Source organism: Sulfitobacter sediminivivens (assembly GCF_042611115.2).
Classification (GTDB): Bacteria; Pseudomonadota; Alphaproteobacteria; order Rhodobacterales; family Rhodobacteraceae; genus Sulfitobacter; species Sulfitobacter sediminivivens.
Genome location: NZ_JBHGAR020000001.1, coordinates 19,391 through 44,963, shown reverse-complemented (window position 1 = coordinate 44,963; position 25,573 = coordinate 19,391). Strand labels below are relative to the sequence as shown.

Sequence of the window (25,573 nt, the reverse complement as noted above, 5' to 3'; positions counted from 1 at the left end):
CCCAACAGGACCTGCATCACGACCGGTAATCGGCGTTGATCTCAATGTAGCCATGGGTCAAATCGCAGGTCCAGACCGTTGCGGCACCTGTTCCCAATCCAAGGCTGACGCCAATCACGATGTTCTGACCCTTCATATGTTCCGCTGCGGCCTCTTCCGAATAATACGGGCTGCGCCAGCCGTCCTTGGCGACTTCAACATCGCCGAACCGAATTGACAGAAGATCCCGATCTGCCGCGGCACCCGATTTACCGATGGCCATCACCACCCTGCCCCAGTTCGGATCCTGACCCGCGATCGCCGTCTTGATCAACGGCGAATTGGCAATCGCCAATGCATGGGTCTTGGCATCGGCATCACTTGCTGCGCCGGTCACAGAAACCTCTACAAACTTTGTTGCTCCCTCACCGTCCTGAACAACCTGATGCGCAAGGTCGAGCATCAGATCAAAGAGCGCGGTTTTGAATACATCGCTGTTTGTGGCATCAACACCAGACGCGCCCGTGGCGGCCATGATCAAGCTGTCCGAGGTGGACGTATCACTATCAACTGTAATGCAGTTAAATGTCTTGTCGGTATGGTCCGACACCATGGCTTGCAGCGCCGATTGATCGACCAATGCGTCGGTAAAAATATAGACCAGCATCGTCGCCATATCCGGCGCGATCATCCCGGATCCCTTGGCAATACCCGCGATTTTGACGGGTTTGTCGTTGATAATGACCTCGGCAGTCGCCCCTTTGGGAAAGGTATCAGTTGTCATGATGGCCTTGGCAGCTGCCGCTATGCCACCAGCGTCAAGCTGTTTGGTCAGTTCACCCAAGACCGAGGTAATGCGATCATGGGGCAAGGGCTCACCGATCACCCCGGTTGATGAGGTAAAGACCCGCGATTGCGGGACGCCACAGGCGGCCGCTACCGCCGTTGTAATCGCCTCGACCGCAGCTACGCCACCACGCCCGGTAAAGGCATTCGCGTTGCCTGAGTTGACCAAAATCGCCGCACCCTGATCAGATGCGCCACCGATTTTCGCCTGGCAGTCCAAAACAGGTGCCGCGCGTGTTGTGGAACGAGTAAATGTCCCAGCAATTGCTGTTCCGGGGGCCAGTTGGGCCAACATCACGTCAGTTCGACCCTGATACCGTACGCCTGCAGCACAGGTGGCAAATTTCACACCGTCAATAATCGGGAGGTCTGGGAATTGAGCCGGGGCCAGTGGCGATACAGCCGTAATCTTACCCATGATCTATTCAAGCCACTCAACGTTCTTGGTGACTGCGGGATCAATCGTTGCGGCCGCGTCTTTGTTGACGTCTGCCGCGGCTGTCACCTTTTCGATCTCAGCCTGAACAAGGGTCTGCCGGACTTGCAAATCCAGTTCCTCGCGCACGGAGTCCAACGAGGGTGCCTCGGTGATCCGTTTTTCGTTCAGCTTGATTACGTGCCAGCCAAATTGTGTTTTCACCGGGTCTGAAACACTGCCCGCTTCCATACCAGCAACCGCCGTTTCAAATGCCGGAACCATCATACCGGCACCAAACCATCCCAATGATCCGCCGCTGGGGCCTGATGGACCGGTTGATTTTTCCTTTGCCAGTTCGGCAAAGTCTGCCCCACCGCTCAACTCTTCAACTATGGCTTTCGCCTCTTCTTGTGTTTCGACCAGAATATGTGACGCATTGAATTCCTCGCCCAGATCAGCATCGGCGTATTGTTCGTCATAGGCCGCTTGAATTGCTTCCTCTGTTATCGGCTGAGACATCACACTTTCGATCACTTCGGCTGCGGTGACCGACCGGGTTTCATTTTCAAGTGACAGTCTGGCACGGGCAGGCAATTCACCGCTAAAGGTGTCGGCCAGCGCCGTTTGCTGGATCAATTGGTCGAGGATGCCGGAAAACAAGACCTCATCCGGTAGCTGCTGATACTGCTCAGGCAGAGTGGCGCGCGCCACGATCATATGACCAACGGTGATATTCTTGCCGTTTACGGTGGCAACAACAGTGTCAAACGATGTCTCGTCCTGTGCTGTTGCAGGAAGGGCAAAAACGGCTGCCATTACCACAGATGCCAGAAAAGTGCGGGTTTTATGCATGGAATGTCCTATCGTTTCCCGGTGAAGGGGGCTGCTACATTGACAGTGTTTGGTGCGGCCCTTACATCGCCCTATGGGCGCCGCTCGGGTGCTTTATTCACCCGACTATCTATGGGTTGATGAAGGTCTGAGCAAGCAGATCGGCGCAAACATCACAACTTCGGCTGGAGATTACATGCTGGGTATCGGAACAATCGCCAAAAAGGTCTTTGGCACACCCAATGACCGCAAAATCAAGGCGACGCGCCCGCTGGTTGAAAAGATCAACGCGCTTGAACCAGAGTTTGAAAAGCTGAGCGATGAAGGTCTGATAGAAAAGACTGAGGAATTCCGCAAGCGTGCATTGGATGGCGAGAGCCTTGACGACCTTTTGCCTGAAGCCTTTGCCAATTGCCGCGAGGCTGCCCGCCGCACATTGGGCTTGCGTGCGTTTGATACGCAGATGCTTGCTGCGATTTTTCTGCATCAGGGCAATATCTCAGAGCAGAAGACTGGTGAGGGCAAGACCCTGACGGCGTCACTTGCCGCGTATCTGAACGCGCTGACAGGCAAAGGTGTACATATCGTCACGGTTAACGAATATCTGGTGAAGCGTGACGCAGATTGGATGGGCAAGGTATTTGGCGCACTTGGCCTGACCACGGGTGCCGCTGTGTCGAACATGCCAGAGGATGAAAAACGTGCGGCCTATGCATGTGACGTCACTTACGCCACCAACAACGAACTCGGCTTTGATTATCTGCGCGATAATATGAAATCGAACTTGGCCGACATTTTTCAAAAAGAGCATCATTATGCGATCGTCGATGAGGTGGATAGTATCCTGATCGACGAGGCGCGGACACCGCTTATCATTTCCGGTCCATCGCAGGACCGTTCAGAGATGTACCAGGTTGTCGACAAGTTGATTCCGTCCTTGGAGGACGCGCATTTCGAACTGGATGAAAAAACCCGCAACGTAACATTTACCGATGACGGGAATGAGTTTCTTGAGGCGCAGCTTCGTGCTCATGGTTTGCTCGAAGAAGATGCAACTTTATATGACCCTGAAAGCACCACAGTGGTGCATCACGTCAACCAGGGCCTGCGCGCGCATAAACTGTTTCAGCGCGACAAAGATTACATCGTGCGCGACGGCGAGGTGATGCTGATTGATGAATTCACCGGGCGGATGATGCAGGGTCGTCGTTTGTCTGACGGTTTACATCAGGCGATCGAAGCCAAGGAAGGCGTCGATATAAAACCTGAAAACGTGACGTTGGCTTCCGTGACGTTCCAGAATTACTTCCGGCTTTATGAAAAACTGGCTGGCATGACCGGCACAGCCCTGACCGAAGCTGATGAATTTGCCGAGATTTACGGGTTGGGCGTGGTCGAAGTGCCGACAAACCTGCCGGTTGCCCGTGTGGACGAAGACGATGCGGTTTACCGCACAGCCCGCGAAAAATATGAGGCGATGATTGAAAAGGTCAAAGTGGCGAATGCCAAAGGGCAACCTTGTCTTGTCGGGACGACTTCGATCGAAAAATCTGAACAATTGAGCACGATGCTGACAGCCGCAGGGATTGAGCACAATGTTCTGAACGCGCGGCAGCACGAGCAGGAAGCCCAGATCATCGCCGATGCCGGTAAGTATTCTGCGGTAACCATTGCCACGAACATGGCCGGTCGCGGCACCGATATTCAGTTGGGCGGTAACGTCGAGCTGAAGGTTCTTGAAGCGCTTGATGCGGATCCGGATGCCGATCCGGTCGCCGTGCGCAGCAGGATCGAAGCCGAACATGCCGACGAAAAGAAGAAGGTGATAGAGGCTGGTGGTCTTTATGTTCTCGCGTCAGAACGCCACGAAAGCCGCCGCATCGACAACCAGTTGCGGGGCCGCTCTGGCCGTCAGGGTGATCCGGGGCGCACCTCGTTCTTTCTGTCGCTTGAAGATGATCTGATGCGCATCTTTGGTTCTGAACGTCTGGAAAAAGTGTTGACCACGCTTGGCCTGAAAGAGGGCGAAGCGATCATTCACCCATGGGTCAACAAATCGCTTGAGCGCGCACAGGCAAAAGTCGAAGGCCGCAACTTTGACATTCGCAAACAGCTGTTGAAATTCGATGACGTGATGAATGAACAGCGAAAAGTCATCTTTGGTCAGCGCCGCGATATTATGGAAGCGCAGGACCTGAACGAGATTGTTACGGACATGCGTCATCAGGTCATTGATGACCTGATAGACACCTATATGCCGCCCAAAACTTACGCTGATCAATGGGACACCCAAGGGTTCTATGCGGCGGTGATTGAGCAGTTGAACATGGACCTTCCGGTTATTGCATGGTGCGAAGAAGAAGGCGTGGATGATGAGGTTATCCGCGAACGCCTGATTGATGCGACCGACAAGATGATGGCGGACAAAACCAAGGCGTTTGGCGACGAAAACATGCGCAACATCGAAAAACAGTTGTTGCTGCAATCCATCGATGGCAAATGGCGTGATCACTTGATGACGCTGGAACATCTGCGATCTGTTGTTGGGTTCCGTGGGTACGCACAGCGTGATCCGCTGAACGAGTATAAGAACGAGTCCTTTCAGCTGTTTGAAAGCATGCTCGACAGCTTGCGGCAGGATGTGACGCAAAAATTAGGACAGGTCCAACCGATGTCCCCGGAAGAGCAGCGCGCAATGATTGAGGAAATGATGGCGCGTCAATCGGCGATGCAGGCTGATGCAAAAATAGCCGCACCTGATCAGGTAGCTGTTGAACCGCTGGTCGAAGGATTTGACGAAGGTGACCCCGCAACATGGGGTAATCCGGGCCGGAATGATGCCTGCCCCTGCGGGTCCGGAAAGAAATTTAAGCACTGCCACGGGCGGCTTGCCTAAGGTCTGAAAGTGGCTTTTGCCTTCTTTTTGCCTCAAACTCCCCTTTTCAGGGCCATAACCCGGCCCTGATTTTGCGCGATACCTTTACACGAACGATTCCGTGGAGGGGATGGGCAAATGCGGCATATTAAAGAAATGCTGACCGTCGTAGGGACGCTGGGATGTGCTATTGGCATTGGCTTTGTCATGCAAAGTTCGGATGCCGCGCAAAGTCGTTACGGGAACGGTGAGAAGGCAATTGAAGGTTTGACCCCGGCGGTTGCAGAGGTTGATCGTAATGACGCACTTCTAGATGTCCAAGAGATCGAATTGACCTCAGCTGAGTTTGAAACAAACGTGATCGTGCCGGCGGCAGACAGTCAAGTAACAACAGGTTCCGCGCCCAAACTGGCAGAACCCAATGTGCCAGAACCATCTGTTAGCACTGCCTGCGCTGTCACAGCGCAAGCGCGCGCAGTTGCAGCAGCTATGGTGAATTTGAACCTGAACGCATCTTGCCTGCCAGGTGAACGCATGACGGTTCATCACAACGGAATGATTTTTACGGAAACAACTTCTGACACCGGCACATTGAACATCACAGTGCCTGCGCTGGCAAAAGAGGCTGTTTTCATTATCGCCTTTTCAAATGGAGAGGGCGCTGTCGCACAAACCAAAGTCGAAGAACTTGAGGATTTTGACCGGGTTGTGCTGCAGTGGCGGGGCCAAACTGGTTTTCAGATACATGCCCGTGAATTTGGCGCTGATTACGGCTCAAACGGACATATTTGGGCAGACGCACCTGGTGACTTGGCCGATGCGGTGACCGGAAGAAGCGGTATGATCATTGAACTGGGCAATAGCGACGTGCCGGACGCCCTTTTTGCCGAGGTTTACAGCTTTCCCAAAGTAGCGGCATCACAGAGCGGCGAGATCGTGCTGAGTGTCGAGACAGAGGTCAATGCAGTGAATTGCGGCCAGGAAATTGAGGCGCAGTCGTTGGAAGTAAGTGCCGGTGGGCGGATGAAAACGCAGAACTTGTCACTGTCCGTTCCTGATTGCGATGCGATTGGCAACTTTCTGGTGTTGAATAATCTGCTCCAAGACCTGAAAGTCGCGCGTAACTAACGCAACACTCGAGGTCCTATGATCATCGTAAAACGTGCGGCGGTATTCGCTGCACTTTTTCTATTTGTCGGCCTGCCGCTTTTTGCGCAAGACGTCTCGCTGACTTCGCGCGACGGCAAGGTGGAATTGAGCGGGACCTTGTTGGGTTTTGATGGTGAATTTTACAGGCTGTCGACAGATTATGGTGAGTTAACGGTTGATGGATCCGGTGTGTCCTGTGCGGGACCTGGTTGTCCCAACCTTCAGGACTTTGTCGCGGAAATCCAGATGTCTGGTTCTGCCAGCATGGGTGCGGTCCTCATGCCGGCCCTTATTGACGCTTTTGCCCAGCGCAATGAGTACAGTGTGAGTCGAGAAGAGGCTGACCATACGCGGTTTGCCTATCTGCTGACCCGGCTTGACACCGGCAAGCTTGCCGCCCGGTTCGGTTTTCGCGCCACAAATACGGATGAGGGTTTCGCAGATTTGTTGGCGGATGAGGCGGACATCGTCATGGCCTTACGTGAGATACGCAAAGAAGAACGAATTAATGCCCGTGAGGCGGGAATGGGAGATCTGACGGGCGCGAACCGCAGTCGCGTTCTGTCTTTGGACGCTGTTGTGCCGATCGTATCCCTTTCCAATCCGGTCAAGCGCATTTCGCCCTTCGATCTGGCTCAGGTATTTGCCGGAAAGATCACGAATTGGCAGGCGTTCGGCGGCCCGGATGCGCCGATTGATCTGCACCTGCCAAGCGATGCAAGCGGGCTTAACCAGGCAATTGTTGATCAGGTCATGACTCCCGCAAAATTGGATTTGACCGACGCAATCATCCGTCATGCTTTGCCATCTGAGTTGGCCGAAGCTGTCGCCAAGGATACCTTTGCCCTTGGAATCACCAGCTATGCTGAACGGAGCAATACCCAGGTGCTGACGCTCGGCGGGACCTGCGGTTTTGCGCTTGATGCGTCGCGTCGGACGATCAAGACCGAGGATTATCCACTGACCGCGCCGATGTTCCTGTACTTTCCGGCCCGGCGGCTACCGCTGATCGCGCGTGAGTTTCTTGCTTTCACCCGAAGCCCTGACGCGCAGAATGTGATCCGTCGGGCCGGTTTTGTTGATCAAACTCCAGAAGAGATTGCCATTGAAGATCAAGGCAACCGATTTGCCAATGCGATTGCCGTTGCCGGTCCTGAAACGTCATTGGAGGAACTGCAACGCATGACCGCGACGCTTAGCCCGATGGCGCGGTTGACGACCTCGTTCAGATTTGAGGCGGGGTCCATCCGGCTGGATGCGCAATCGCGGTCAAATGTGCAGCAGTTGGCCCGCGCGCTGGAGCAAGGTACCTATGATGCCCGGCAGCTTTTGTTCGTGGGTTTCAGTGACGGGGATGGTGCCGCAAAGTCGAACCGGGACATCGCCCTGCGCCGGGCCGAAGCGGTGTTGCGGGCGGTCAGTGCAGCGGCGGTGACGGCGAACCTGGACCGGGTCAATCTGGGTGTGGATGCCTTTGGTGAGGCGATGCCGATGGCTTGTGATGACAGCGATTGGGGTCGCCAGGTGAACCGCCGGGTCGAGGTTTGGGTGCGCTGAAAAGCGCGTCGGTATCACGTCGGTATTTTGTCGGTGTCGCGTCTGTGCCTTTGGGCTAGAGATATCCTTCGGCCCGAAAGCTGAGTTCGCGCGATGTGCCGATGATCAGATGATCATGCAGTTCCAGCCCCAACGCGTCACAGGCGGCCGCAACCTGCTTGGTCATTTCAATGTCAGATGCCGACGGTGTGGGGTCACCCGAGGGGTGATTGTGCACCAGAATGAGCGCGCTGGCGTTGAGCTCAAGCGCGCGTTTGGCGACCTCGCGCGGATAGACGGGAACATGATCGACGGTGCCTTTTGCCTGTTCCTCATCCCCGATCAGTACATTTTTGCGGTCAAGATACAGCACCCGAAATTGTTCCGTTTCGCGGTGCGCCATGGTGGTGTGACAATAATCAAGCAGTGCATCCCAACTGGAGACGACATGCTGCTGGAGGACCCGGGACCGGGCCATGCGGTGGGCCGATGCCTCAACGACCTTGAATTCGATGATCACGGCGTCACCCACGCCGGAGATGTCGCGCAGACGTGCCTCCGGCGCGGTGATCACCCGGTTGAAGTCACCGAACCGGGCCATCAGGGCGTGGGCGAGCGGTTTGACATCACGCCGGGGGATCGCACGGAACAGCACCAGTTCGAGCAATTCATAATCCGGCATGGCCGCTGGCCCGCCCTGTATGAACCGCGTGCGCAGGCGTTGGCGGTGGTCGATCAGGTAGGAGGGCTGTTTGCCAGAAGGGAGTGAGGCGACAGGTGCGTCGTCCAGCAGAAAGGGCAGCGGTTTTTCGGCGAATGACGAGGTGCTTTTGTCCATATCCATGAGACTGCTTACGGATGGTTAGGATATGGTTAAAAACCGAACAGCGTAGGCTGAAATGGTTTTGCAGGGTGATTTGGGTTGAGCCAGCGCGGGCCGTTCACTTTGGTGGATCATCTAGCGGTTATTGAGGCGACTTGCATATCAGCTTAACCTAATCTGCAAAGCCGCCGCCATACCCATAAGTCTGGAAAGGAAAACGCCGCATGATTGCCTACGTTACCGTCGGTGCTGATGACATCGCGCGCGCGAAGCGGTTTTATTCTGCGTTTCTGCCAGCGCTTGAATACGGACTAAAGGAAGGTCCTGAGGGTCTAAGTTATGCGCTGCCCGTCCCGCCGGGCCAGTCGCCCATTTTGCCGGATTTCTACGTGAAACCAACCTTCGATGGGCGCGCTGCGTCGGCTGGGAACGGTTCTATGGTCGCATTCGAGGCGCACAATCAGAGCCAGGTTCGTGAACTTCACGCCGCAGCACTTGCCGCAGGCGGATCTGACGAAGGCCCGCCGGGCTTTCGCGCGTCATATGGACCTCATTTTTATGTTGGCTACCTTCGCGACCCTCAGGGCAACAAGATCGCCTTGTTTTGCAGCAATCCGAATGAGCCCGGTCGAGACGGATAATAGGGGTATCGTTGATCAGCCCTTCATCGAATCCCAGAACGTTTTGACGCTTGAGAAGAAGCTGCTGCTTTCGGGGTTGTTGTTTTGGGCTTCGCCCTCGAATTCTTTCAGCAACTCTTTCTGACGGCTGGTCAGGTTTACCGGCGTTTCGACGGCGAGTTCGATGATCATGTCGCCGGTGCCGCCGCCTCTGAGTGGTGGCATGCCTTTACCGCGCAGGCGCATCTGGCGGCCCGATTGGCTGCCTGCGGGGATTTGCACGCGGCCACGACCCCCGTCGATAGTTGGAACTTCAATATTGCCGCCAAGCGCTGCGGTGCTCATGGAGACAGGGACGCGGCAAAACAGGTTGGCCCCGTCGCGTTCAAAGAGTTCGTGATCGGCAACTTCGATAAAGATGTAGAGATCCCCGGATGGCCCACCGCGCATGCCCGCTTCACCTTCTCCGGCCAAGCGGATACGGGTCCCGGTTTCGACACCGGCGGGAATGTTCACGGACAGTGAGCGGTCTTTTTCAACCCGGCCTGCTCCCCGGCAGGTCTTGCAAGGGTTTTTGACGATCTGACCCATGCCCGAACAGGTTGGGCAGGTGCGTTCAACGGTGAAGAAACCCTGTTGTGCGCGGACTTTGCCCATGCCCGAACAGGTGGGGCATGTGCTGGGTTCTGCGCCGCCTTCGGCCCCAGAGCCATTGCAGCCATCACATTGGATCGCGGTTGGAACGTTGATGGATTTTTGCAGGCCAGCAAATGCATCTTCGAGCGATATCCGCAGGTTATAGCGCAGGTCCGCGCCACGGGCGGCACGGCGTCCGCCCCCCTGAGCGCCACCACGCCCACCCATGAAATCGCCAAACAGGTCATCGAATACGTCTGAGAATGCAGAGGAAAAATCACCTTGACCGCCGCCAAAGCCGCCACCGGGTCGGCCGCCGCCGCCCATGCCCCCTTCAAACGCCGCATGGCCATAGCGGTCGTAAGCGGCCTTTTTGTCGGCGCTTTTCAATACTTCATAGGCCTCGTTTGCTTCTTTGAACTGTGCCTCGGCTTTCGGATTGTCGCCATTGCGGTCCGGGTGCAGCTCTTTCGCTTTGGTGCGATAGCCCTTTTTGATTTCATCGGCAGAGGCCCCTTTGGCAACGCCAAGCACCTCGTAATAACACCGTTTTGCCATGGGATAAGCTCCTGCTTGTGGAACGAGATGGGCCGGCCCGCCTGACGGACCGGCCCAGTCAATAGGTTCCTAGAACACGCTTACGCGCGCTTGTCGTCGTCCAGATCTTCAAATTCGGCATCGACGATGTCGTCGTCGCCATGTGCGGCATCCGCAGCGGTGGCGACATCGTCGTCATCTTCCTGAGCGGCCTTGTAGATCGCTTCGCCCAGTTTCATTGCCGCTTCTGTTACGTTCTGGATGCCGGATTTGATCTTGTCGGCATTGTCGTTTTCCAGTTCGTCTTTCAGCGCGGCGATGGCCAGTTCGATCGCTTCAACGGTGGTCGGATCAACCTTGTCGGAATGCTCTTCCACAGATTTCTCTGTGGAGTGGATCAGGCTTTCTGCCTGGTTCCGTGCATCGACCAGCGTGCGGCGTTCTTTATCAGCTTCCGCATTCTCTTCGGCGTCCTTGACCATTTTTTCGATGTCCTCATCGGACAAACCGCCAGAGGCCTGGATCGTGATCTTTTGTTCCTTGCCTGTGCCCTTGTCCAAAGCACCCACGGACACGATGCCGTTGGCGTCGATGTCAAAGGTCACTTCGATCTGGGGCATGCCACGTGGGGCAGGCGGGATGTTTTCAAGGTTAAAGGCACCGAGGATCTTGTTGTCGGCGGCCATTTCGCGTTCACCCTGGAAACAGCGGATTGTCACAGCGTTCTGGTTGTCTTCGGCTGTGGAAAACACCTGAGACTTCTTGGTCGGGATCGTTGTGTTGCGGTCGATCAGGCGTGTGAACACGCCGCCAAGAGTTTCGATGCCCAAGGACAATGGTGTGACGTCGAGCAGAACAACGTCCTTGACGTCGCCTTGCAGAACACCAGCCTGAATTGCTGCACCGAGGGCCACAACTTCGTCCGGGTTCACACCTTTGTGTGGCTCTTTGCCAAAGAACTTGGTCACTTCTTCCACGACTTTCGGCATGCGGGTCATACCGCCCACAAGCACGACTTCGTCGATGTCCTTGGCGGTCAGACCAGCATCTTTCAACGCGGCTGCGCAAGGTTTCATCGAGGCTTTGATCAGGTCACCAACAAGGCTTTCCAGCTTGGCGCGGGTCAGCTTCATCACCATGTGCAGTGGTGAGCCGTCTTTGCCCATGGAAATAAATGGCTGGTTGATTTCAGTCTGTGAAGACGAGGAAAGTTCAATCTTGGCTTTCTCAGCCGCTTCTTTAAGACGCTGGAGCGCCATCTTGTCTTTGGTCAGGTCCACGCCGTTCGATTTCTTGAACTCATCCGCGAGGTAGTTGACGATGCGCATGTCAAAGTCTTCACCACCCAGGAAGGTATCGCCATTGGTGGATTTTACCTCGAACAGGCCGTCGTCAATCTCAAGGATGGTCACGTCGAATGTACCACCACCGAGGTCATAGACCGCGATTGTTTGGGTGTTTTCCTTGTCGAGGCCATAGGCAAGTGCGGCGGCTGTTGGTTCGTTGATGATCCGCAGCACTTCAAGGCCAGCAATTTTGCCGGCGTCTTTGGTGGCCTGACGCTGGGCGTCGTTGAAATAGGCAGGGACAGTGATCACGGCCTGTGTGACTTCTTCGCCAAGGTAGGATTCAGCGGTTTCTTTCATCTTACCGAGGATGAAGGCAGAGATTTGTGAAGGGGAGTATTTCTCACCCTTGGCTTCGACCCATGCGTCACCGTTGCCGCCGTCAATCACGTTGAAAGGCAGGTTTTTCTTGTCCTTGGCCAGGTTCGCATCGTCGTTGCGGCGGCCAATCAGGCGTTTGACGCCAAAAATCGTGTTGTCCGGGTTTGTGACGGCTTGCCGTTTGGCAGGCTGACCAACCAGACGCTCATCATCCGTAAAAGCGACGATTGAGGGGGTTGTGCGTGCGCCTTCCGCGTTTTCGATCACGCGAGGCTGGCTGCCGTCCATAATGGCGATGCAGCTGTTTGTCGTTCCGAGGTCAATACCAATTACTTTGGCCATATTTTCGATCCCTTTTTGAGTTCAAGGCGATGACACGAGACAAAGGCCCGTTGCGGCACCATTGTCCCGATCTGATGATGCTTTGGGCTTAGGCCCGCAGCGGTTCGGAGGGTATATAAGGAGCGGAATTGGACCCTGCAACCATTGCGAGGGCAAGGAAACCGGGAATCTGAGATGATTTTTGCGAAATTGTGACAGGAAGGGTAAATTTATGACGGTTTTGCGGGTCAGAGGCTTTGAAATCCACAAAGGATTCTTGGAGCAATCGGCCCAGTCACAGATGCTGTCAGCCATCCGCCGCGTCGTTCAGGCGGCCCCTCTGTTCCGGCCCGATACGCCTTATGGCAAGCAGATGTCGGTCAGGATGTCGGCGGCGGGTAAATACGGCTGGTTTTCGGACAGCACCGGGTATCGGTATGTGACCACGCATCCCAATGGCAAACCCTGGCCGCCGATCCCAAACGAAGTGATGCAGGTGTGGGATGCGTTAACCGGGTTGGATCGGCGACCGGAATGCTGTCTGATCAACTATTATGATGCAGATGCGCGGATGGGCTTGCATCAAGACAAGGATGAAGCAGATTTTCGATGGCCCGTGGTGTCGATCTCTTTGGGCGATGAGGGCCTGTTTCGCATGGGAAATGTGACGCGCGGCGGCAAGACGGAATCGATTTGGCTGCAGTCAGGGGATGTGGTTGTGATGGGCGGCGATGCGCGCCTGACCTATCATGGGGTGGACCGGATCAGGGCACAGTCATCGACATTCCTGCGCGACGGTGGGCGCATCAATCTGACGCTGCGCGTGGTTGAGTGAGGCAATTATTGAATGAGGTTGGGAGCTGTTTTTGCACTGTGCAGGCGTGCAACACGGATGGCAGCGCTGGCCGAGGGTCTGGACGGTATTTGAAAAAGGGTGAAACGGGCAAGCGCGATTGATCTCTATCGGCGCGCATTCCAGCTCATGGATGCATGTTTGCGGGTATAGAATTCGCCCATCAGCCCGATCATGAGCAACACCAACCCGACCCAAAGGGGGTATTCCCAGTTGCTGTAGCGTGGATTGTAATTAATGAAGGCAAAGCCGCGCGCCTGATCAATGGCGTGAAACAGTGGGTTCCAGTCAAACATCGCCAGCATGAAGCTTGGCAATGTATTGGCCAGGAACATTTTGCCAGACGCAATCATATTGGCGCGCTGGTAGATCGTCGAAAAGAGGCCGACGAATGTGGGGAACCAAGGCTTTAGCGCCAAAAGCACCATGCCGAGCGCGCATCCTGTAAACCAGGCGATCAATAGCATGCCGAATGCGGCAATGGGTTGTTCAATTTGGAGAGGCGCAAAAGCCACGTGATAGGCCGCGAGGATCACACATAGTGACAGCACCTGAATATAGAGCGCGCCCATGGCAGCCGAGGCGATGGCAATAACGGTGGTCATTGGCGCATGTTGCATCATCGGACTTGCGGGCCCTTCGGAACCGGCGACCGCACCAACGGCCTTGGAATGGGTCATGTAGAGAAAGATCCCGGACATGATATAGATCAGAAAGTCGCCCCGGACGGCAGAGCGTCTGAGGCCGAGCACAGAGAACATAATGTAAAAGGCACCGACAAACATGACCGCTTGCATCATGTTCATGAAGATGGCGACAAAAGCATTGTTGTGCTGTTTGCGCACATTGCGCACGACTGAGTGGTATATCAGCTCGGCCATCGCTGCAGCCGAGGCAAAACTGCCAGTGGGCTTTCGTCTGGATTGGAACATGTTCTGCTGCTTTCGTTGATGCCCTAGGCTTGCACGGAATTCTTGCTGTTCCGTTAGCTCGGCATCATAAGAGGAAACGATATACTAATCAACGAAAGCCGAAGGGGCCCGAGCAGATGGATTACGACAAGTTGGTAAGGGTGATGCGCAAGCTGTCGATTGAGGCGGGCGATAGGATTATGGAGATCTATGGTCAGGACGAATTCGATGTCAAAGCCAAGTCTGACGACAGTCCGGTAACCGCTGCCGACGAGGCCGCCGATGCGATCATTTCTGCAGGTCTGCGCGCGGCATTTCCCGATGTGATGCTGGTGACAGAAGAACAGGCAGCAACGCACACGGCGCAAGGCGATACATTTTTGATTGTCGATCCGCTTGATGGGACCAAGGAGTTTATTCACCGCCGGGGCGATTTTACCGTGAACATTGCGCTTGTGGAAGGCGGCGTTCCAACGCGGGGTGTTGTCTATGCACCGGCCAAATCACGCATGTTTTTTACGCAGGCAGATGGTCAATCGGTCGAAGAAACCGGGACCTTCTCAAAGGATGAAGTGGGCAGTGTCGCGCCAATAACAGTCTCTAATGCGGACAATAATGCGTTAATGGTGGTGGCGTCAAAATCCCACCGGGATCAGGCGACCGACGATTACATCGCAAAATATAACGTTCAGGACATGAAGAGTGCCGGATCGTCGCTGAAGTTCTGTTTGGTGGCAACGGGGGAGGCGGATCTCTATCCGCGTCTGGGCCGGACAATGGAATGGGATACCGCAGCTGGGCATGCTGTGCTGGCCGGTGCTGGTGGTGCCGTTGTGCGGTTCGACGATCTGACCCCACTGACTTACGGCAAGAGTGATTTTGCCAACCCTTTCTTTATCGCCCATGCCCCCGGCGTCGCATTGGAGCCCGCCTGATGTCTGTCCTGATTGTCATCCCCGCCCGCTTTGCATCAAGCCGGTATCCCGGCAAACCCTTGGCAACACTAAAGGGTGCCAGCGGCGTCTCGCGCAGCTTGATTGAACGATCATGGCGTGCGGCCCGCGAGGTGAAGGGTGTGGACAAGGTCGTGATTGCCACAGATGATGACCGGATCAAAGAAGCGGCAGAGGCATTCGGTGCCGATGTGGTCATGACCTCCGTCGCCTGTGGAAACGGGACAGAGCGCTGTGCAGAAGCGCATGCCGCACTGGGTGGTGGGTTTGAGATTGTCGTGAACCTGCAAGGTGACGCACCGCTGACGCCGCACTGGTTTGTTGAGGGCTTGGTTCAGGGGTTGCGGGACGCACCGCAGGCAGAGATCGCAACGCCGGTTCTGCGCTGTGACGGGGCAACGCTGAACAGTCTTTTGGCAGATCGCAAAGCGAATCGTGTGGGCGGGACAACTGCGGTTTTCGCCTCGGATCATCGTGCGATGTATTTTTCAAAAGAAGTCGTGCCATTCACCTCAAAGCCTTATGCAGACACTGATATGACGCCTGTTTTCCATCACGTTGGTGTTTATGCTTATCGGCCGGATGCACTGGCCGCCTATCCAACCTGGCCCGCAGGACCGCTGGAGCAGCTTGAGGGGTTGGAGCAATTGCGCTTTATGGAAAGTGGGCGTTCGGTGTTGTGCGTTGAAGTTGAGGCCAGAGGCCGGGCTTTTTGGGAGCTGAACAACCCCGAAGATGTGGCAAAAATAGAGTCTATGATGGCAAAAATGGGTATTGAATGACCCAATTGCCAGTCAGCGTTGTTATCGTCAGCCGGGGTCGGCCGGAGGAACTTCAGCGCTGCCTTTTGGGTGTCTCGCAGCTTCAGTATCCGATGTTTGAAGTGGTTGTTGTCGCGGACCCTGACGGGGTTCGGGCAGCACAGAATATGCCTTTTGCAGATGGTCTTAAGGTGCTGTCCTTTGATGAGCCAAATATTTCTGCGGCGCGCAATCTGGGTTTGGTCCATGCGGCCGGAGAAGTTGTTGCGTTTATTGACGATGACGCTGTGCCGGAACCACAATGGCTGCGCTATCTGGTAGCCCCCTGCGCGCAATCAGACGTCGCGGCGATGAGTGGCTTTGTCCGGGGGCGCAACGGGATATCGTACCAATGGAAGGCCCGCAGTCTGGACGCGCTGGGCGAGGCGCATGATCTGGATGTGAACATGCAGCAGGCCAGCATTCTAAAGCCCCCGAAGGGCCGCGCAATCAAGACAGAAGGCACGAATATGGCCTTTCGCCGGAGTGTCCTGATTGAGCTTGGTGGGTTCGACCCTGCGTTTCACTATTATTTGGATGAAACGGACCTCAACATGAGGTTGGCAAGCGCAGGTCATACAACGGCGATTGTGCCAATGGCCGAGGTTCATCATGGGTTTGCACCCAATCCGATGCGCACGAAAGCACGTGTGCCCTTTGATCTCTTTGATATCGGGGCAAGCTGGGCTGTCTTTCAGCGCAAGCACGTTGCCGAAAGTTTGCACAAGGATCAGTGGGGTCGGCTGCGCGCGCAAGAGCGGCATCGGTTGTTGCGGCATATGATAGGCGGTGGGTTGGAGCCGCGCGATGTGCCGCGCCTGATGCGCCGTCTCGCTCAGGGTTATCTTGACGGTCAGCAGCGGCGTTTTGGAAAAACCACGCTGCCCAATCATCCTGTCGCGCCGTTCGAGGCATTTCCGGCTGGTCGGCGGAAAAGTTCCTTTGTGCCGACACGTCCGATGCGCTTCAAGAAAGACTACGCTATGGCGGTGGAGCGGACGAAGAATGGTGAAATTGTTACTCTGCTGAACCTGTCGCGGACGGTGGTCTATCATAAGCTGAGGTTTGATCGTGGCGGCATCTGGATTCAAAGTGGTGGCATTTACGGGAAGGCAGACAGAAAAGATGATATGGTTTGCATCACGACAAGGGCGCGGCGCATCGCAAAGGAACGGGCGCGCGTTGCTTCTCAGCGTGGATTAAGCGAAGATTGAGAAGAATAGTATCATACTGTAACGGAAAAATGCGTTAGATATCGAAGAATGGCCTATATCTGAAGATGGTGCGATTGGATGATCACCGATAGCTGATGCAACCTAACAAGAGTTTGTAAGGATAGAGATGCGTAGGAAAGTAACGAAAGCAATTTTTCCCGTGGCAGGCATGGGAACCCGGTTTTTACCGGCAACCAAGTCGGTACCAAAAGAGATCATGACTTTGGTCGATCGTCCCCTCATTCAATATGCAATTGATGAGGCGCGGGCAGCCGGGATCAAGGAGTTCATCTTTGTGACATCTCGGGGAAAGGGTGCGCTTGAAGATTACTTTGACCATGCGCCGCAGTTGGAGCAGGAGCTGAAAAAGAAGAAAAAGACCGAGCTTCTTCAGATCCTGAAAAACACCAACATGGAAAGTGGTGCGATTGCCTATATCCGGCAGCACCGGGCGTTGGGTTTGGGGCATGCGGTCTGGTGTGCCCGGCGGCTGATCGCGAACGAACCTTTTGCGGTGATCCTGCCAGACGATGTGATCGCGGCGGAAAAACCGTGTTTGCAGCAGATGGTTGAGGCCTATGCGGAAACCGGCGGTAACATGGTTGCCGCGATGGAGGTGGAGCCGGAACGCTCGTCTTCCTATGGTATGCTGGATGTGGCCGAGGATCTGGGTCAGTTGGTTAAGGTCAAAGGCATGGTTGAAAAGCCAGCTGCCGATAAGGCCCCGTCAAATCTGGCCGTGATCGGGCGCTATATCCTGACACCAAATGTTTTGCAGAACCTGAACCAATTGAAATCGGGCTCAGGTGGTGAAATTCAACTGACCGACGCCATTGCGCGTGAGATTGAACAGAGCAGAAACGTCTATGGCTATCGGTTCCGGGGTCAGAGGTTTGATTGTGGCTCTAAATCAGGGTTTTTGCAGGCAACTGTTGCCTTTGGGCTGGCACGTGAAGAATTGCGCGACGACCTGAGCGCGTATCTGCGCAGCATCATGCAGATCGACAAAGCGGCTCAGTAATACAGGCAAGGACGCAACGATGAATAATATTCTTGTCACGGGCGGGGCGGGATATATCGGGTCACATGCGTGTAAGGCGTTAAAGGCCGCCGGATTTATACCAGTCACCTATGACAATCTAATTACGGGCTGGCAGGAATCGGTCAAATTTGGCCCGTTCGAGAGGGGCGATTTGCTGGATCGTGCGCGATTGGATCAGGTTTTCGCACAGTATCAACCCGTTGCCGTGATGCATTTTGCAGCACTCAGCCAAGTGCCCGAGAGCATGGCGGAGCCGGGAAAGTACTGGCGAAACAATGTCATGGGGTCGCTCACTTTGATTGAAGCTGCTGTTGCGGCAGGATGTTTGAACTTTGTTTTCTCATCAACCTGCGCGACATATGGCGACCAAGACAATGTCGTGCTGGACGAGAACAGCGCACAGTTTCCGATCAACGCTTATGGCGCTTCCAAACGTGCGATCGAAGAAATTCTGCGAGATTTTGAGACGTCAAATGACCTGCGCCATGTGATTTTTCGCTACTTTAACGTGGCAGGCGCAGATCCTGGTGGCGAGGTCGGCGAATTCCACCAGCCAGAAACTCATCTGGTGCCTCTCATGTTGGATGCGATTGACGGAAAACGCGATGCTTTGACGATCTTTGGGACAGATTACGACACGCCCGATGGCACCTGTATCAGAGACTATGTGCACGTCTGCGACTTGGTGGATGCGCATGTTCTGGGTCTGAAATGGCTCAAGGACGGCAAGGGAAGCCGGGTGTTCAACCTTGGCACTGGTTCGGGGTTTTCGGTGCGCGAGGTGATTGATCACAGCCGCGAAGTTACCAATCGCGCGGTGCCTTACAATGAGGGTCCAAGGCGCGCGGGGGACTGCGTCAAGCTGGTTTCCGGGTCGCAACGGGCGATTGATGAACTGGGGTGGAAACCAGAGCGTTCAACGCTTCGGCAGATGATCACGGATGCATGGAGATGGCACCAGACAGGCCATTACGACGCCTAGATGCCCGGCGCGCGGCTGATTGATCTGACACGCAGTTTGCGGCGGGCCGGGCGGATTGCGACAGGGGTGGATAGGGTCGAACATGCCTATTTAGAGCAGTTTTTGGCGGATGACGTTCCTCTTTTCGGGCTGGTGCGCACGCCCTTTGGTTACATTCTTCTGGATCGGAATGGCATGCGGGCTTTCCTGGACCGGATTGATGGAAGGGTCCCCTGGGGCGAGGTTGATTTGATTTCGCGATTGCCGCAACGGCGGAGCATCGCGCAACAACGCGCAGAAAGTGATGTTCGGCGGTTGGCAAGGGCGCGGGTGTTGCCAAGCAGATTGTCCAAATTACTGTCCGAGGTCTTGCCGGACGGATTTGTTTACTTCAACGTTGGGCATAGCAATTTGACGGACCGGGTTCTGGGTGCCATTCATAGAAGCGGCGGTCGCATTGCCGCGATGGTGCATGATGTGATCCCGTTGGAACACCCCGCGTTTCAGCGCGCAGAAACCATTGAACCCTTTCGTGACAAAATGCGCCGGATCAGCACCTGCGCCGATTGGGTGATATACAATTCGAATGATACGCGCGAACGTGCTGAAAAATTCATGCAAGGTTGGGGGCGTGTGCCACCCGCCATCGTGGCGCACCTGGGTTCTGAGGTGCCGCGTGCTGATGTCAGCCAGTTGCCAGAAGGGCTGACGCTTGATCGGCCCTATTTCGTCACTGTTGGTACGATTGAGCCTCGAAAGAACCACGCGTTCCTTTTGGATATTTGGGACGAACTGGGTGCTGCGGCCCCGCCGCTGTTTATCTGTGGAAGCCGGGGATGGAATAACGAGGTTGTGTTTGCGCGGCTGGACCAATCACCGGTTGAAAGCAACGTTCATGATTTGTCCGGCTTGAGCGATCAGGCACTCGCCGCACTTGTCCAAGGGAGTGCCGGAGCCCTGTTTCCCAGCCTTGCTGAGGGTTACGGATTTCCCCCAATCGAAGCTTTAGCCCTTGGATCGCGTGTTTTATGCAACGATTTACCGGTTTTCGGGGAAATTTTAGGCAATAGACCCGTTTACGCACCTGTATCGGACCGGTATTTGTGGATAAATACGATAAAGAATTGGGAAGAAAGCCCGCCACAGGCGCAAAATGTTGATCTTTTTGTCGGGCCAAGTTGGTCCGATCATTTCAAGACCGTGTTAAGGTTAAGATGATAGCGCATGGGTACGAGCGGTAGTTCCCTGAAGATAGAGGGCGGTTTTGGGATTAATCCAGTCATATCGGCTGAGGCTTCAACGGAAGCGGTGGCGCATTCGTGCGTTCCGAAAACGTCGGGAATTGAAACGTGTTGCGAACCGGACCGGGCAAATCCGGACGGACGATCTGCTGTTGTTTTGCACCCAGCGGAATGAACGGATCAGGCTGCCTTATTTTCTTGATTATTATCGCGAGATGGGTGTCGGCCATTTCTTTTTTGTCGACAATGACAGCACGGATGGATCGCTGGATTATCTGGCCGATCAGCCGGATGTGTCGGTTTGGCGGACAAAGGCGAGCTATAAAAGCGCGCGGTTTGGCGTTGACTGGCTGAACTGGCTGCAGATGAAGTATGCCCATGGACATTGGGCGCTTACCGTCGATCCTGACGAATTTCTGGTTTACCCCTTTTGTGACACGCGGCCATTGCGGGCCCTGACCGATTGGCTTGATGCGTCGTCGATCAAGTCATTCTCGGCGATGCTGTTGGACATGTATCCAAAGGGGCGGCTGGACGAACAGCCTTATCGAGAAGGGCAGAACCCGGTTGATATCGCGTCTTGGTTTGACAGCGGCAATTACACGATCTCGCGAAATCATCTGTTTACGAACCTTTGGATTCAGGGTGGGCCACGGGCACGGGTGTTTTTCCCTGATGAGCCTGCAAAAGCACCCGCCTTGAACAAGATCCCCCTGGTCAAGTGGGACAAGCGGTATACCTATGTCAGTTCAACACACATGCTGCTTCCGCGGGGTTTGAACCAGGTCTACGATGAATGGGGTGGCGAAAAAGCTTCAGGTGTCCTCCTACACACAAAATTCTTGGATACTTTTGGCACCAAGGCGACAGAAGAGCTGGAGCGCGGTCAGCACTACGCTAGTTCGGTTGAATATAAGGCCTATGCAGAGCGGCTAAAGGATGATCCGCAGCTTTGGTGCAAGTGGTCGGAACGATATATCAACTGGCGGCAGCTCGAGATTCTGGGTTTGATGTCCAAAGGAAACTGGGCATGAGCGTCGGTATCGTCATGCTTGTCCACACCGCGTTGGGGCGCGCCGAACAGGTCGCCCGACATTGGGCAGCGGCGGGTTGCCCGGTTGTGATCCACATCGACAAAAGCGTACCGCGCCGGACCCATGATGCATTTATATCGGCGTTGTCCGATTTGGACGCGATCGAATATTCAAAACGATACCGTTGTGAATGGGGGACATGGGGCATCGTTGCCGCATCCCAGGCGGCGTCAGAGATGATGCTCGCCAGCTTTCCACAGGTTCGGCATGTGTATCTGGCATCAGGGTCGTGTCTGCCGCTTCGGCCCGTCGAAGAACTGATTGATTATCTGGATCAACGCCCCCGCACTGACTTTATCGAAAGCGCCACCACATCCGACGTCCCTTGGACTGTTGGCGGGTTGGATGAGGAGAGGTTTACCTTAAGATTCCCGGTGTCATGGAAAAAGAACCGCTACTTTTTTGATCGGATTGTTGAGCTTCAGCGACGTCTGGGCCTGCGTCGCAAAATGCCAAACGGAATTGTGCCCCACATGGGGTCGCAATGGTGGTGTTTGTCCCGGCAGACACTTTCGGCGATCCTTCAAGATCCGGAACGATCAACCTACGATAAGTTTTTCAAGCAGGTCTGGATCCCCGATGAATCGTATTTTCAGACGTTGGCACGGCAGTATTCAACCAAAATCGAAAGCCGGTCTTTGACATTGTCCAAATTCGACTTTCAGGGCAAACCGCATATTTTCTACGATGATCACCTGCAGCTTTTGCGTCGGTCAGATTGCTTTGTCGCGCGCAAAATATGGCCCTATGCGGATCGTCTGTATGAGGCGTTTTTAACCGATGCTGCCGGTGCGATGAAGAAGACCGAACCGAACCCCGGCAAGATCGACCGAATTTTTGCCAAGGCGGTTGAACGTCGGACCCGGGGTCGGTCGGGTTTATATATGCAAAGCAGATTTCCAAATGAGGATTGGGAAAACGGCGTTACCGCGGCACCCTATTCCATGTTTCAGGGCTTTACCGATCTGTTTGAGGATTTTGAACCATGGCTGGCCAAGGCGACGGGTGCGCGGGTGCATGGACATTTATTTGCCAAGGACGCGGTATATTACGCTGACGGCCAGTCGGCGATTAACGGTGCGCTGGCAAGTTCTGCGACCTTGCGCGACTATAATAACAAGGGGTTTCTGACCAACCTGATCTGGAACACCCGTGGGGAACGGCAATGCTTTCAGTTTGGTCCGGCCGATAACCAGGACATCAACTGGCGTGTGGCCAAGGATCCAAACGCGCAGGTTTCGGTGATCACGGGTGCCTGGGCGGTGCCCTTGTTCCGGTCAAACCTTGATTTTGCTGAAATCAGAAGCACCGCGGCGAAACTGCAGAAGATCGAAAGCGAACATATGGATGTTTTGCGGTCGCCTTACACCAAGGCCCGTGTGCGCATCTGGACCATGGCAGAGTTTATCGAGGCCCCAATGGAGCCGTTGCAGGGTATCCTTGACGAGATTGGGCGCATGAAACTGCGACGGCTGTCAGAGGCCCCCAGAATGGCCGATCTCAACGGGTTTGGTCAGTTCCTGCAGAACCTCAAGAATCAGGGTATGCACCCGTATCTGATGGGCGACTTTCCTGCCGAACGCGGGATTGATTCGCCGCGAAAGACGACGCGCAAACCCTACATGGTGCAATAACGGATGAGCGCAAAATTTGATTCATTCGTGGTGTTTGCGGAAATGCGCACGGGGTCTAACTTTCTTGAGGCCAACCTGAACGCCTTTGCTGGCATCGCCTGTCATGGAGAGGCGTTTAACCCGCATTTTCTGGGATATCCGCACAATGAGCCGATCCTGGGCGTCGATCTGGCCAAACGGAATGCTGATCCGGGTGCTTTGTTAAGTGCAATTCGCGATGATCCCACAGCGCTTAGTGGGTTTCGATATTTCCATGATCATGATCCAAGGGTGTTCGATACATTTGTCGATGATCCGCGTTGTGCCAAGATCGTTCTGACCCGAAATCCCGTTGACAGCTATGTGAGTTGGAAGATTGCCCAGGCAACGGGGCAATGGAAATTGACGGATATGAAGGCGCATAAGTCGGCACAGGCAGTGTTTGACAGTGGCGAATTCGAAACCCACCTTGAGGCGCTTCAGGCGTTTCAGTTGCTTTTACTGAACAGATTGCAAACCACTGGCCAGACCGCGTTCTACGTGGCGTATGAAGATTTGCAGAGCGTCGAGGTCATGAACGGGTTGGCCAAGTATCTGGGTGTGGATGACACGTTGGAGTCGCTTGATAAGAACCTGAAAAAGCAAAATCCAAGTCCGGTTTCCGCCAAGGTCAGCAATTACGATAATATGGTGCAGGCGCTGTCGCGTCTGGATCGGTTCGACCTGACACGCACGCCGAACTTCGAACCACGGCGCGGGCCAAATGTGCCGTCCTATGTTGTCGCCGCTGAATCCTCTTTGGTCTATATGCCCCTGCGCAGTGGTCCGCAGGCCCAGGTGCTGGATTGGATGGCGGCACTGGACGGTGTTTCAAAGAGTGAGTTGCAGACCAAACTGTCGCAAAAGGATTTGCGACAGTGGAAACGCAAACACCCCGGACACCGCAGCTTTACCGTATTACGGCATCCGGTGCAGCGGGCGCATGATGCGTTTTGCCGTCATATTCTGACCACCGGCAGGGGCAGCTACCTGCAGCTGCGCAACACCTTGGTGCGGCGCTACAAGATGCCGTTGCCGGCGGGTGGGCCGGATGAGACCTATGACCTTGCGGCGCACGGCGCTGCTTTCGCGGCATTTCTGACCTTTCTGAAAGGGAATCTGTCAGGGCAAACCGCAATCCGGGTCGATCCGGCATGGTGCACGCAGGCGCAGGCGATCATGGGATTTGGCGAAGTATGCCTGCCAGACCGGATCATACGTGAGGCCGATATGGCGGGGGAATTGCAAGAGATCGCAAGGGCTGTGGGGCGCGCGGACGCGCCTGAACTGGGTGCGGGTCAACCGGACCAGCCATTTGAGTTGGCCATGATTTATGATGACGAGATAGAGAAACTGGCGGCTGAAGCGTACCAGCGCGACTATGTCATGTTTGGATTTGCCCGCTGGGCATGACAGGCGGCTATGCGGCCTGTACTGACTTGTCCTCAGTCAGAATCGTATAAAGCGTTCCGGCCTCTGGGTTCGCGCGCAGCTTGGTGCAGATTGCAGAATCTCGCAGAGTGCGCGCGACCAAAGCCAACGCTTTGAGGTGTTCAACACCAGCGTTTTCTGGCGCGAACAAGGCAAACGCGATATCAACGGGCTGACGGTCAACGGACGAAAAATCAATCGGCTTGTCGAGCAAAACAAACGCACCAATCACTTCTTCCAGACCTTCCAAACGGGCGTGTGGCAATGCAACGCCATGCCCGACACCGGTTGGCCCCAGAGATTCGCGGGCAATCAACGCCTCGACGACTTCGCTGGCATTCAAGCCATACGCGTTGGAAACAAGATCACCAATGTCATGCATCAGGCGCTTTTTACTGGAGGCAGACGTCAGTACCTTGACTGCCTCCGGCTTTAGGAGTTTCGCAAAATCCATTTCGCTCGCTCTGCTTTGCGGATGGGCTTGGCCCTTCCGGTTGGTTTATGACGGGTCAATCCAGCCGATATTCCCGTCTTCACGACGGTAGACGACGTTCAGGCCTTCTTTGTTCTCTTTTCGAAACACCAGCACAGGTGCGCCCGCCAATTCCATCTGCATAACTGCTTCGCCGACAGACAAGGTTGCAATCTTAGTCTGCATTTCCGCAATAATCATAGGTTGGAGGGTTTCCGGTTCCTGTGCGTCTGAATCGCTATCTGACGCGAGGATATAAGTGGACGCGCCAAGAAGTTCAACAGGTTCCGCCCGGTCCTTGTGATGATCTTTCAACCGTCGCTTGTAGCGGCGAAGTTGCTTTTCCATCTTTTCGTTACAATCATCAAATGCGCCATAGATATCAGTGTTGTGGGCCTTGGCAGACGCGGTCAGCCCAGTTGACAGATGTACGGTCGCCTCGCAGACAAATTCATGGGCCGACTTTGAAAATATGACCATCGCATCTGTTGGACGCTCTGAATACTTTTTGACTGAAACATCCAGCTCTTCTTTCACGTGGATTTGAAGGGCTTCGCCAATGTCGATCTGTTTGCCGGTGATTTGGTACCGCATATGTTCTCCTTGTTATTATGGGTCTGGGCATCAGCAAACAGTCCACGGGCGTGGTGTTTGATCAACTCAGATGCGGAAAAATGGCTTTTCGTTCGGATAATTTTTGCCCCTGCCTTG

22 protein-coding genes are annotated in these 25,573 nt (G+C 54.8%); 14 read left to right on the top strand and 8 right to left on the bottom strand.

From position 1 onward, the window contains the following. Window positions 1-16 precede the first annotated feature (16 nt). Window positions 17-1,243 (bottom strand): bifunctional glutamate N-acetyltransferase/amino-acid acetyltransferase ArgJ, encoded by a 1,227-nt coding sequence (argJ, locus tag ACEWL3_RS00215; protein ID WP_386177032.1) that lies wholly within the window; start codon window positions 1,241-1,243, stop codon window positions 17-19. A 3-nt stretch (window positions 1,244-1,246) separates the two neighbouring features. Further along, on the bottom strand, window positions 1,247-2,095 hold the full coding sequence (locus tag ACEWL3_RS00210) for a peptidylprolyl isomerase (RefSeq protein WP_386177031.1): 849 nt from the start codon (window positions 2,093-2,095) through the stop codon (window positions 1,247-1,249). A gap of 175 nt (window positions 2,096-2,270) precedes the next feature. On the opposite strand from ACEWL3_RS00210, the gene secA reads away from it, so the two are divergent. The 3 genes from secA (at window position 2,271) to ACEWL3_RS00195 (ending at window position 7,655) form a co-directional block, all read left to right on the top strand. Then, a complete protein-coding gene (gene secA, locus ACEWL3_RS00205; protein WP_386177864.1) occupies window positions 2,271-4,970 on the top strand; it encodes a preprotein translocase subunit SecA in 2,700 nt (899 codons plus the stop codon). 117 nt (window positions 4,971-5,087) lie between these two features. Continuing rightward, entirely contained in the window at window positions 5,088-6,077 is a 990-nt protein-coding gene (locus tag ACEWL3_RS00200; RefSeq protein WP_386177030.1) for a hypothetical protein, read from the top strand. Window positions 6,078-6,095: 18 nt separating this feature from the next. Further along, window positions 6,096-7,655, top strand: coding sequence for a substrate-binding domain-containing protein (locus tag ACEWL3_RS00195; RefSeq protein ID WP_386177029.1), 1,560 nt, complete (start codon window positions 6,096-6,098; stop codon window positions 7,653-7,655). A 55-nt stretch (window positions 7,656-7,710) separates the two neighbouring features. On the opposite strand, the gene radC is transcribed toward ACEWL3_RS00195, so the two are convergent. Beyond that, entirely contained in the window at window positions 7,711-8,472 is a 762-nt protein-coding gene (gene radC / locus ACEWL3_RS00190) for a RadC family protein (RefSeq protein WP_386177862.1), read from the bottom strand. A gap of 209 nt (window positions 8,473-8,681) precedes the next feature. Between radC and ACEWL3_RS00185 the strand changes: the two genes are divergently transcribed. After that, on the top strand, window positions 8,682-9,098 hold the full coding sequence (locus tag ACEWL3_RS00185) for a VOC family protein (RefSeq protein WP_386177028.1): 417 nt from the start codon (window positions 8,682-8,684) through the stop codon (window positions 9,096-9,098). A gap of 15 nt (window positions 9,099-9,113) precedes the next feature. Here the strand turns inward: ACEWL3_RS00185 and dnaJ are convergent, their stop codons facing one another. Further along, a complete protein-coding gene (dnaJ, locus tag ACEWL3_RS00180) occupies window positions 9,114-10,271 on the bottom strand; it encodes a molecular chaperone DnaJ (protein ID WP_386177027.1) in 1,158 nt (385 codons plus the stop codon). A gap of 80 nt (window positions 10,272-10,351) precedes the next feature. Beyond that, entirely contained in the window at window positions 10,352-12,259 is a 1,908-nt protein-coding gene (gene dnaK / locus ACEWL3_RS00175) for a molecular chaperone DnaK (protein ID WP_386177026.1), read from the bottom strand. Window positions 12,260-12,470: 211 nt separating this feature from the next. Between dnaK and ACEWL3_RS00170 the strand changes: the two genes are divergently transcribed. Then, entirely contained in the window at window positions 12,471-13,073 is a 603-nt protein-coding gene (locus ACEWL3_RS00170) for an alpha-ketoglutarate-dependent dioxygenase AlkB family protein (RefSeq protein ID WP_386177025.1), read from the top strand. Between the two features lie 125 nt (window positions 13,074-13,198). On the opposite strand, the gene ACEWL3_RS00165 is transcribed toward ACEWL3_RS00170, so the two are convergent. After that, window positions 13,199-14,023: an ABC transporter permease gene (locus ACEWL3_RS00165; RefSeq protein WP_386177024.1), complete on the bottom strand. Its 825-nt coding sequence runs from the start codon at window positions 14,021-14,023 to the stop codon at window positions 13,199-13,201. A gap of 116 nt (window positions 14,024-14,139) precedes the next feature. Here ACEWL3_RS00165 and cysQ point away from each other — a divergent pair, with 116 nt between their 5' ends. From cysQ to ACEWL3_RS00120, 9 genes are all read left to right on the top strand, one after another. Then, window positions 14,140-14,937: a 3'(2'),5'-bisphosphate nucleotidase CysQ gene (gene cysQ / locus ACEWL3_RS00160; protein ID WP_386177023.1), complete on the top strand. Its 798-nt coding sequence runs from the start codon at window positions 14,140-14,142 to the stop codon at window positions 14,935-14,937. Continuing rightward, window positions 14,937-15,737, top strand: a complete 801-nt coding sequence (locus ACEWL3_RS00155; RefSeq protein WP_386177022.1) for a 3-deoxy-manno-octulosonate cytidylyltransferase family protein — start codon at window positions 14,937-14,939, stop codon at window positions 15,735-15,737. Before cysQ ends, ACEWL3_RS00155 begins: the two co-directional genes overlap by 1 nt. After that, on the top strand, window positions 15,734-16,969 hold the full coding sequence (locus tag ACEWL3_RS00150; RefSeq protein ID WP_386177021.1) for a glycosyltransferase family 2 protein: 1,236 nt from the start codon (window positions 15,734-15,736) through the stop codon (window positions 16,967-16,969). Before ACEWL3_RS00155 ends, ACEWL3_RS00150 begins: the two co-directional genes overlap by 4 nt. A 127-nt stretch (window positions 16,970-17,096) precedes the next feature. Next, the gene (gene galU / locus ACEWL3_RS00145; protein WP_386177020.1) at window positions 17,097-17,990 is read left to right on the top strand and encodes a UTP--glucose-1-phosphate uridylyltransferase GalU; all 894 of its coding nucleotides are present in this window, start codon (window positions 17,097-17,099) and stop codon (window positions 17,988-17,990) included. 19 nt (window positions 17,991-18,009) lie between these two features. Then, window positions 18,010-18,993 (top strand): UDP-glucose 4-epimerase GalE, encoded by a 984-nt coding sequence (galE, locus tag ACEWL3_RS00140; protein WP_386177019.1) that lies wholly within the window; start codon window positions 18,010-18,012, stop codon window positions 18,991-18,993. Further along, window positions 18,994-20,190 (top strand): glycosyltransferase, encoded by a 1,197-nt coding sequence (locus tag ACEWL3_RS00135; protein WP_386177018.1) that lies wholly within the window; start codon window positions 18,994-18,996, stop codon window positions 20,188-20,190. Window positions 20,191-20,236: 46 nt separating this feature from the next. Next, complete coding sequence (locus tag ACEWL3_RS00130; RefSeq protein WP_386177017.1) at window positions 20,237-21,247, top strand: glycosyltransferase family 2 protein; 1,011 nt, start codon at window positions 20,237-20,239, stop codon at window positions 21,245-21,247. Beyond that, window positions 21,244-22,941, top strand: a complete 1,698-nt coding sequence (locus ACEWL3_RS00125; protein WP_386177016.1) for a DUF5927 domain-containing protein — start codon at window positions 21,244-21,246, stop codon at window positions 22,939-22,941. Before ACEWL3_RS00130 ends, ACEWL3_RS00125 begins: the two co-directional genes overlap by 4 nt. A 3-nt stretch (window positions 22,942-22,944) precedes the next feature. After that, window positions 22,945-24,372, top strand: a complete 1,428-nt coding sequence (locus tag ACEWL3_RS00120; protein ID WP_386177015.1) for a nodulation protein NodH — start codon at window positions 22,945-22,947, stop codon at window positions 24,370-24,372. 7 nt (window positions 24,373-24,379) lie between these two features. On the opposite strand, the gene ACEWL3_RS00115 is transcribed toward ACEWL3_RS00120, so the two are convergent. Next, on the bottom strand, window positions 24,380-24,844 hold the full coding sequence (locus tag ACEWL3_RS00115) for a PTS sugar transporter subunit IIA (RefSeq protein ID WP_386177014.1): 465 nt from the start codon (window positions 24,842-24,844) through the stop codon (window positions 24,380-24,382). Window positions 24,845-24,889: 45 nt separating this feature from the next. Continuing rightward, complete coding sequence (gene hpf, locus ACEWL3_RS00110; protein ID WP_386177013.1) at window positions 24,890-25,456, bottom strand: ribosome hibernation-promoting factor, HPF/YfiA family; 567 nt, start codon at window positions 25,454-25,456, stop codon at window positions 24,890-24,892. Window positions 25,457-25,573 lie beyond the last annotated feature (117 nt).

Coding starts and splice junctions, on each gene's coding strand:
- argJ (WP_386177032.1), bottom strand. CDS start 1,243: ATGGGTAAGATTACGGCTGTATCGCCACTGGCCCCGGCTCAATTCCCA.
- ACEWL3_RS00210 (WP_386177031.1), bottom strand. CDS start 2,095: ATGCATAAAACCCGCACTTTTCTGGCATCTGTGGTAATGGCAGCCGTT.
- secA (WP_386177864.1), top strand. CDS start 2,271: ATGCTGGGTATCGGAACAATCGCCAAAAAGGTCTTTGGCACACCCAAT.
- ACEWL3_RS00200 (WP_386177030.1), top strand. CDS start 5,088: ATGCGGCATATTAAAGAAATGCTGACCGTCGTAGGGACGCTGGGATGT.
- ACEWL3_RS00195 (WP_386177029.1), top strand. CDS start 6,096: ATGATCATCGTAAAACGTGCGGCGGTATTCGCTGCACTTTTTCTATTT.
- radC (WP_386177862.1), bottom strand. CDS start 8,472: ATGGACAAAAGCACCTCGTCATTCGCCGAAAAACCGCTGCCCTTTCTG.
- ACEWL3_RS00185 (WP_386177028.1), top strand. CDS start 8,682: ATGATTGCCTACGTTACCGTCGGTGCTGATGACATCGCGCGCGCGAAG.
- dnaJ (WP_386177027.1), bottom strand. CDS start 10,271: ATGGCAAAACGGTGTTATTACGAGGTGCTTGGCGTTGCCAAAGGGGCC.
- dnaK (WP_386177026.1), bottom strand. CDS start 12,259: ATGGCCAAAGTAATTGGTATTGACCTCGGAACGACAAACAGCTGCATC.
- ACEWL3_RS00170 (WP_386177025.1), top strand. CDS start 12,471: ATGACGGTTTTGCGGGTCAGAGGCTTTGAAATCCACAAAGGATTCTTG.
- ACEWL3_RS00165 (WP_386177024.1), bottom strand. CDS start 14,023: ATGTTCCAATCCAGACGAAAGCCCACTGGCAGTTTTGCCTCGGCTGCA.
- cysQ (WP_386177023.1), top strand. CDS start 14,140: ATGGATTACGACAAGTTGGTAAGGGTGATGCGCAAGCTGTCGATTGAG.
- ACEWL3_RS00155 (WP_386177022.1), top strand. CDS start 14,937: ATGTCTGTCCTGATTGTCATCCCCGCCCGCTTTGCATCAAGCCGGTAT.
- ACEWL3_RS00150 (WP_386177021.1), top strand. CDS start 15,734: ATGACCCAATTGCCAGTCAGCGTTGTTATCGTCAGCCGGGGTCGGCCG.
- galU (WP_386177020.1), top strand. CDS start 17,097: ATGCGTAGGAAAGTAACGAAAGCAATTTTTCCCGTGGCAGGCATGGGA.
- galE (WP_386177019.1), top strand. CDS start 18,010: ATGAATAATATTCTTGTCACGGGCGGGGCGGGATATATCGGGTCACAT.
- ACEWL3_RS00135 (WP_386177018.1), top strand. CDS start 18,994: ATGCCCGGCGCGCGGCTGATTGATCTGACACGCAGTTTGCGGCGGGCC.
- ACEWL3_RS00125 (WP_386177016.1), top strand. CDS start 21,244: ATGAGCGTCGGTATCGTCATGCTTGTCCACACCGCGTTGGGGCGCGCC.
- ACEWL3_RS00120 (WP_386177015.1), top strand. CDS start 22,945: ATGAGCGCAAAATTTGATTCATTCGTGGTGTTTGCGGAAATGCGCACG.
- ACEWL3_RS00115 (WP_386177014.1), bottom strand. CDS start 24,844: ATGGATTTTGCGAAACTCCTAAAGCCGGAGGCAGTCAAGGTACTGACG.
- hpf (WP_386177013.1), bottom strand. CDS start 25,456: ATGCGGTACCAAATCACCGGCAAACAGATCGACATTGGCGAAGCCCTT.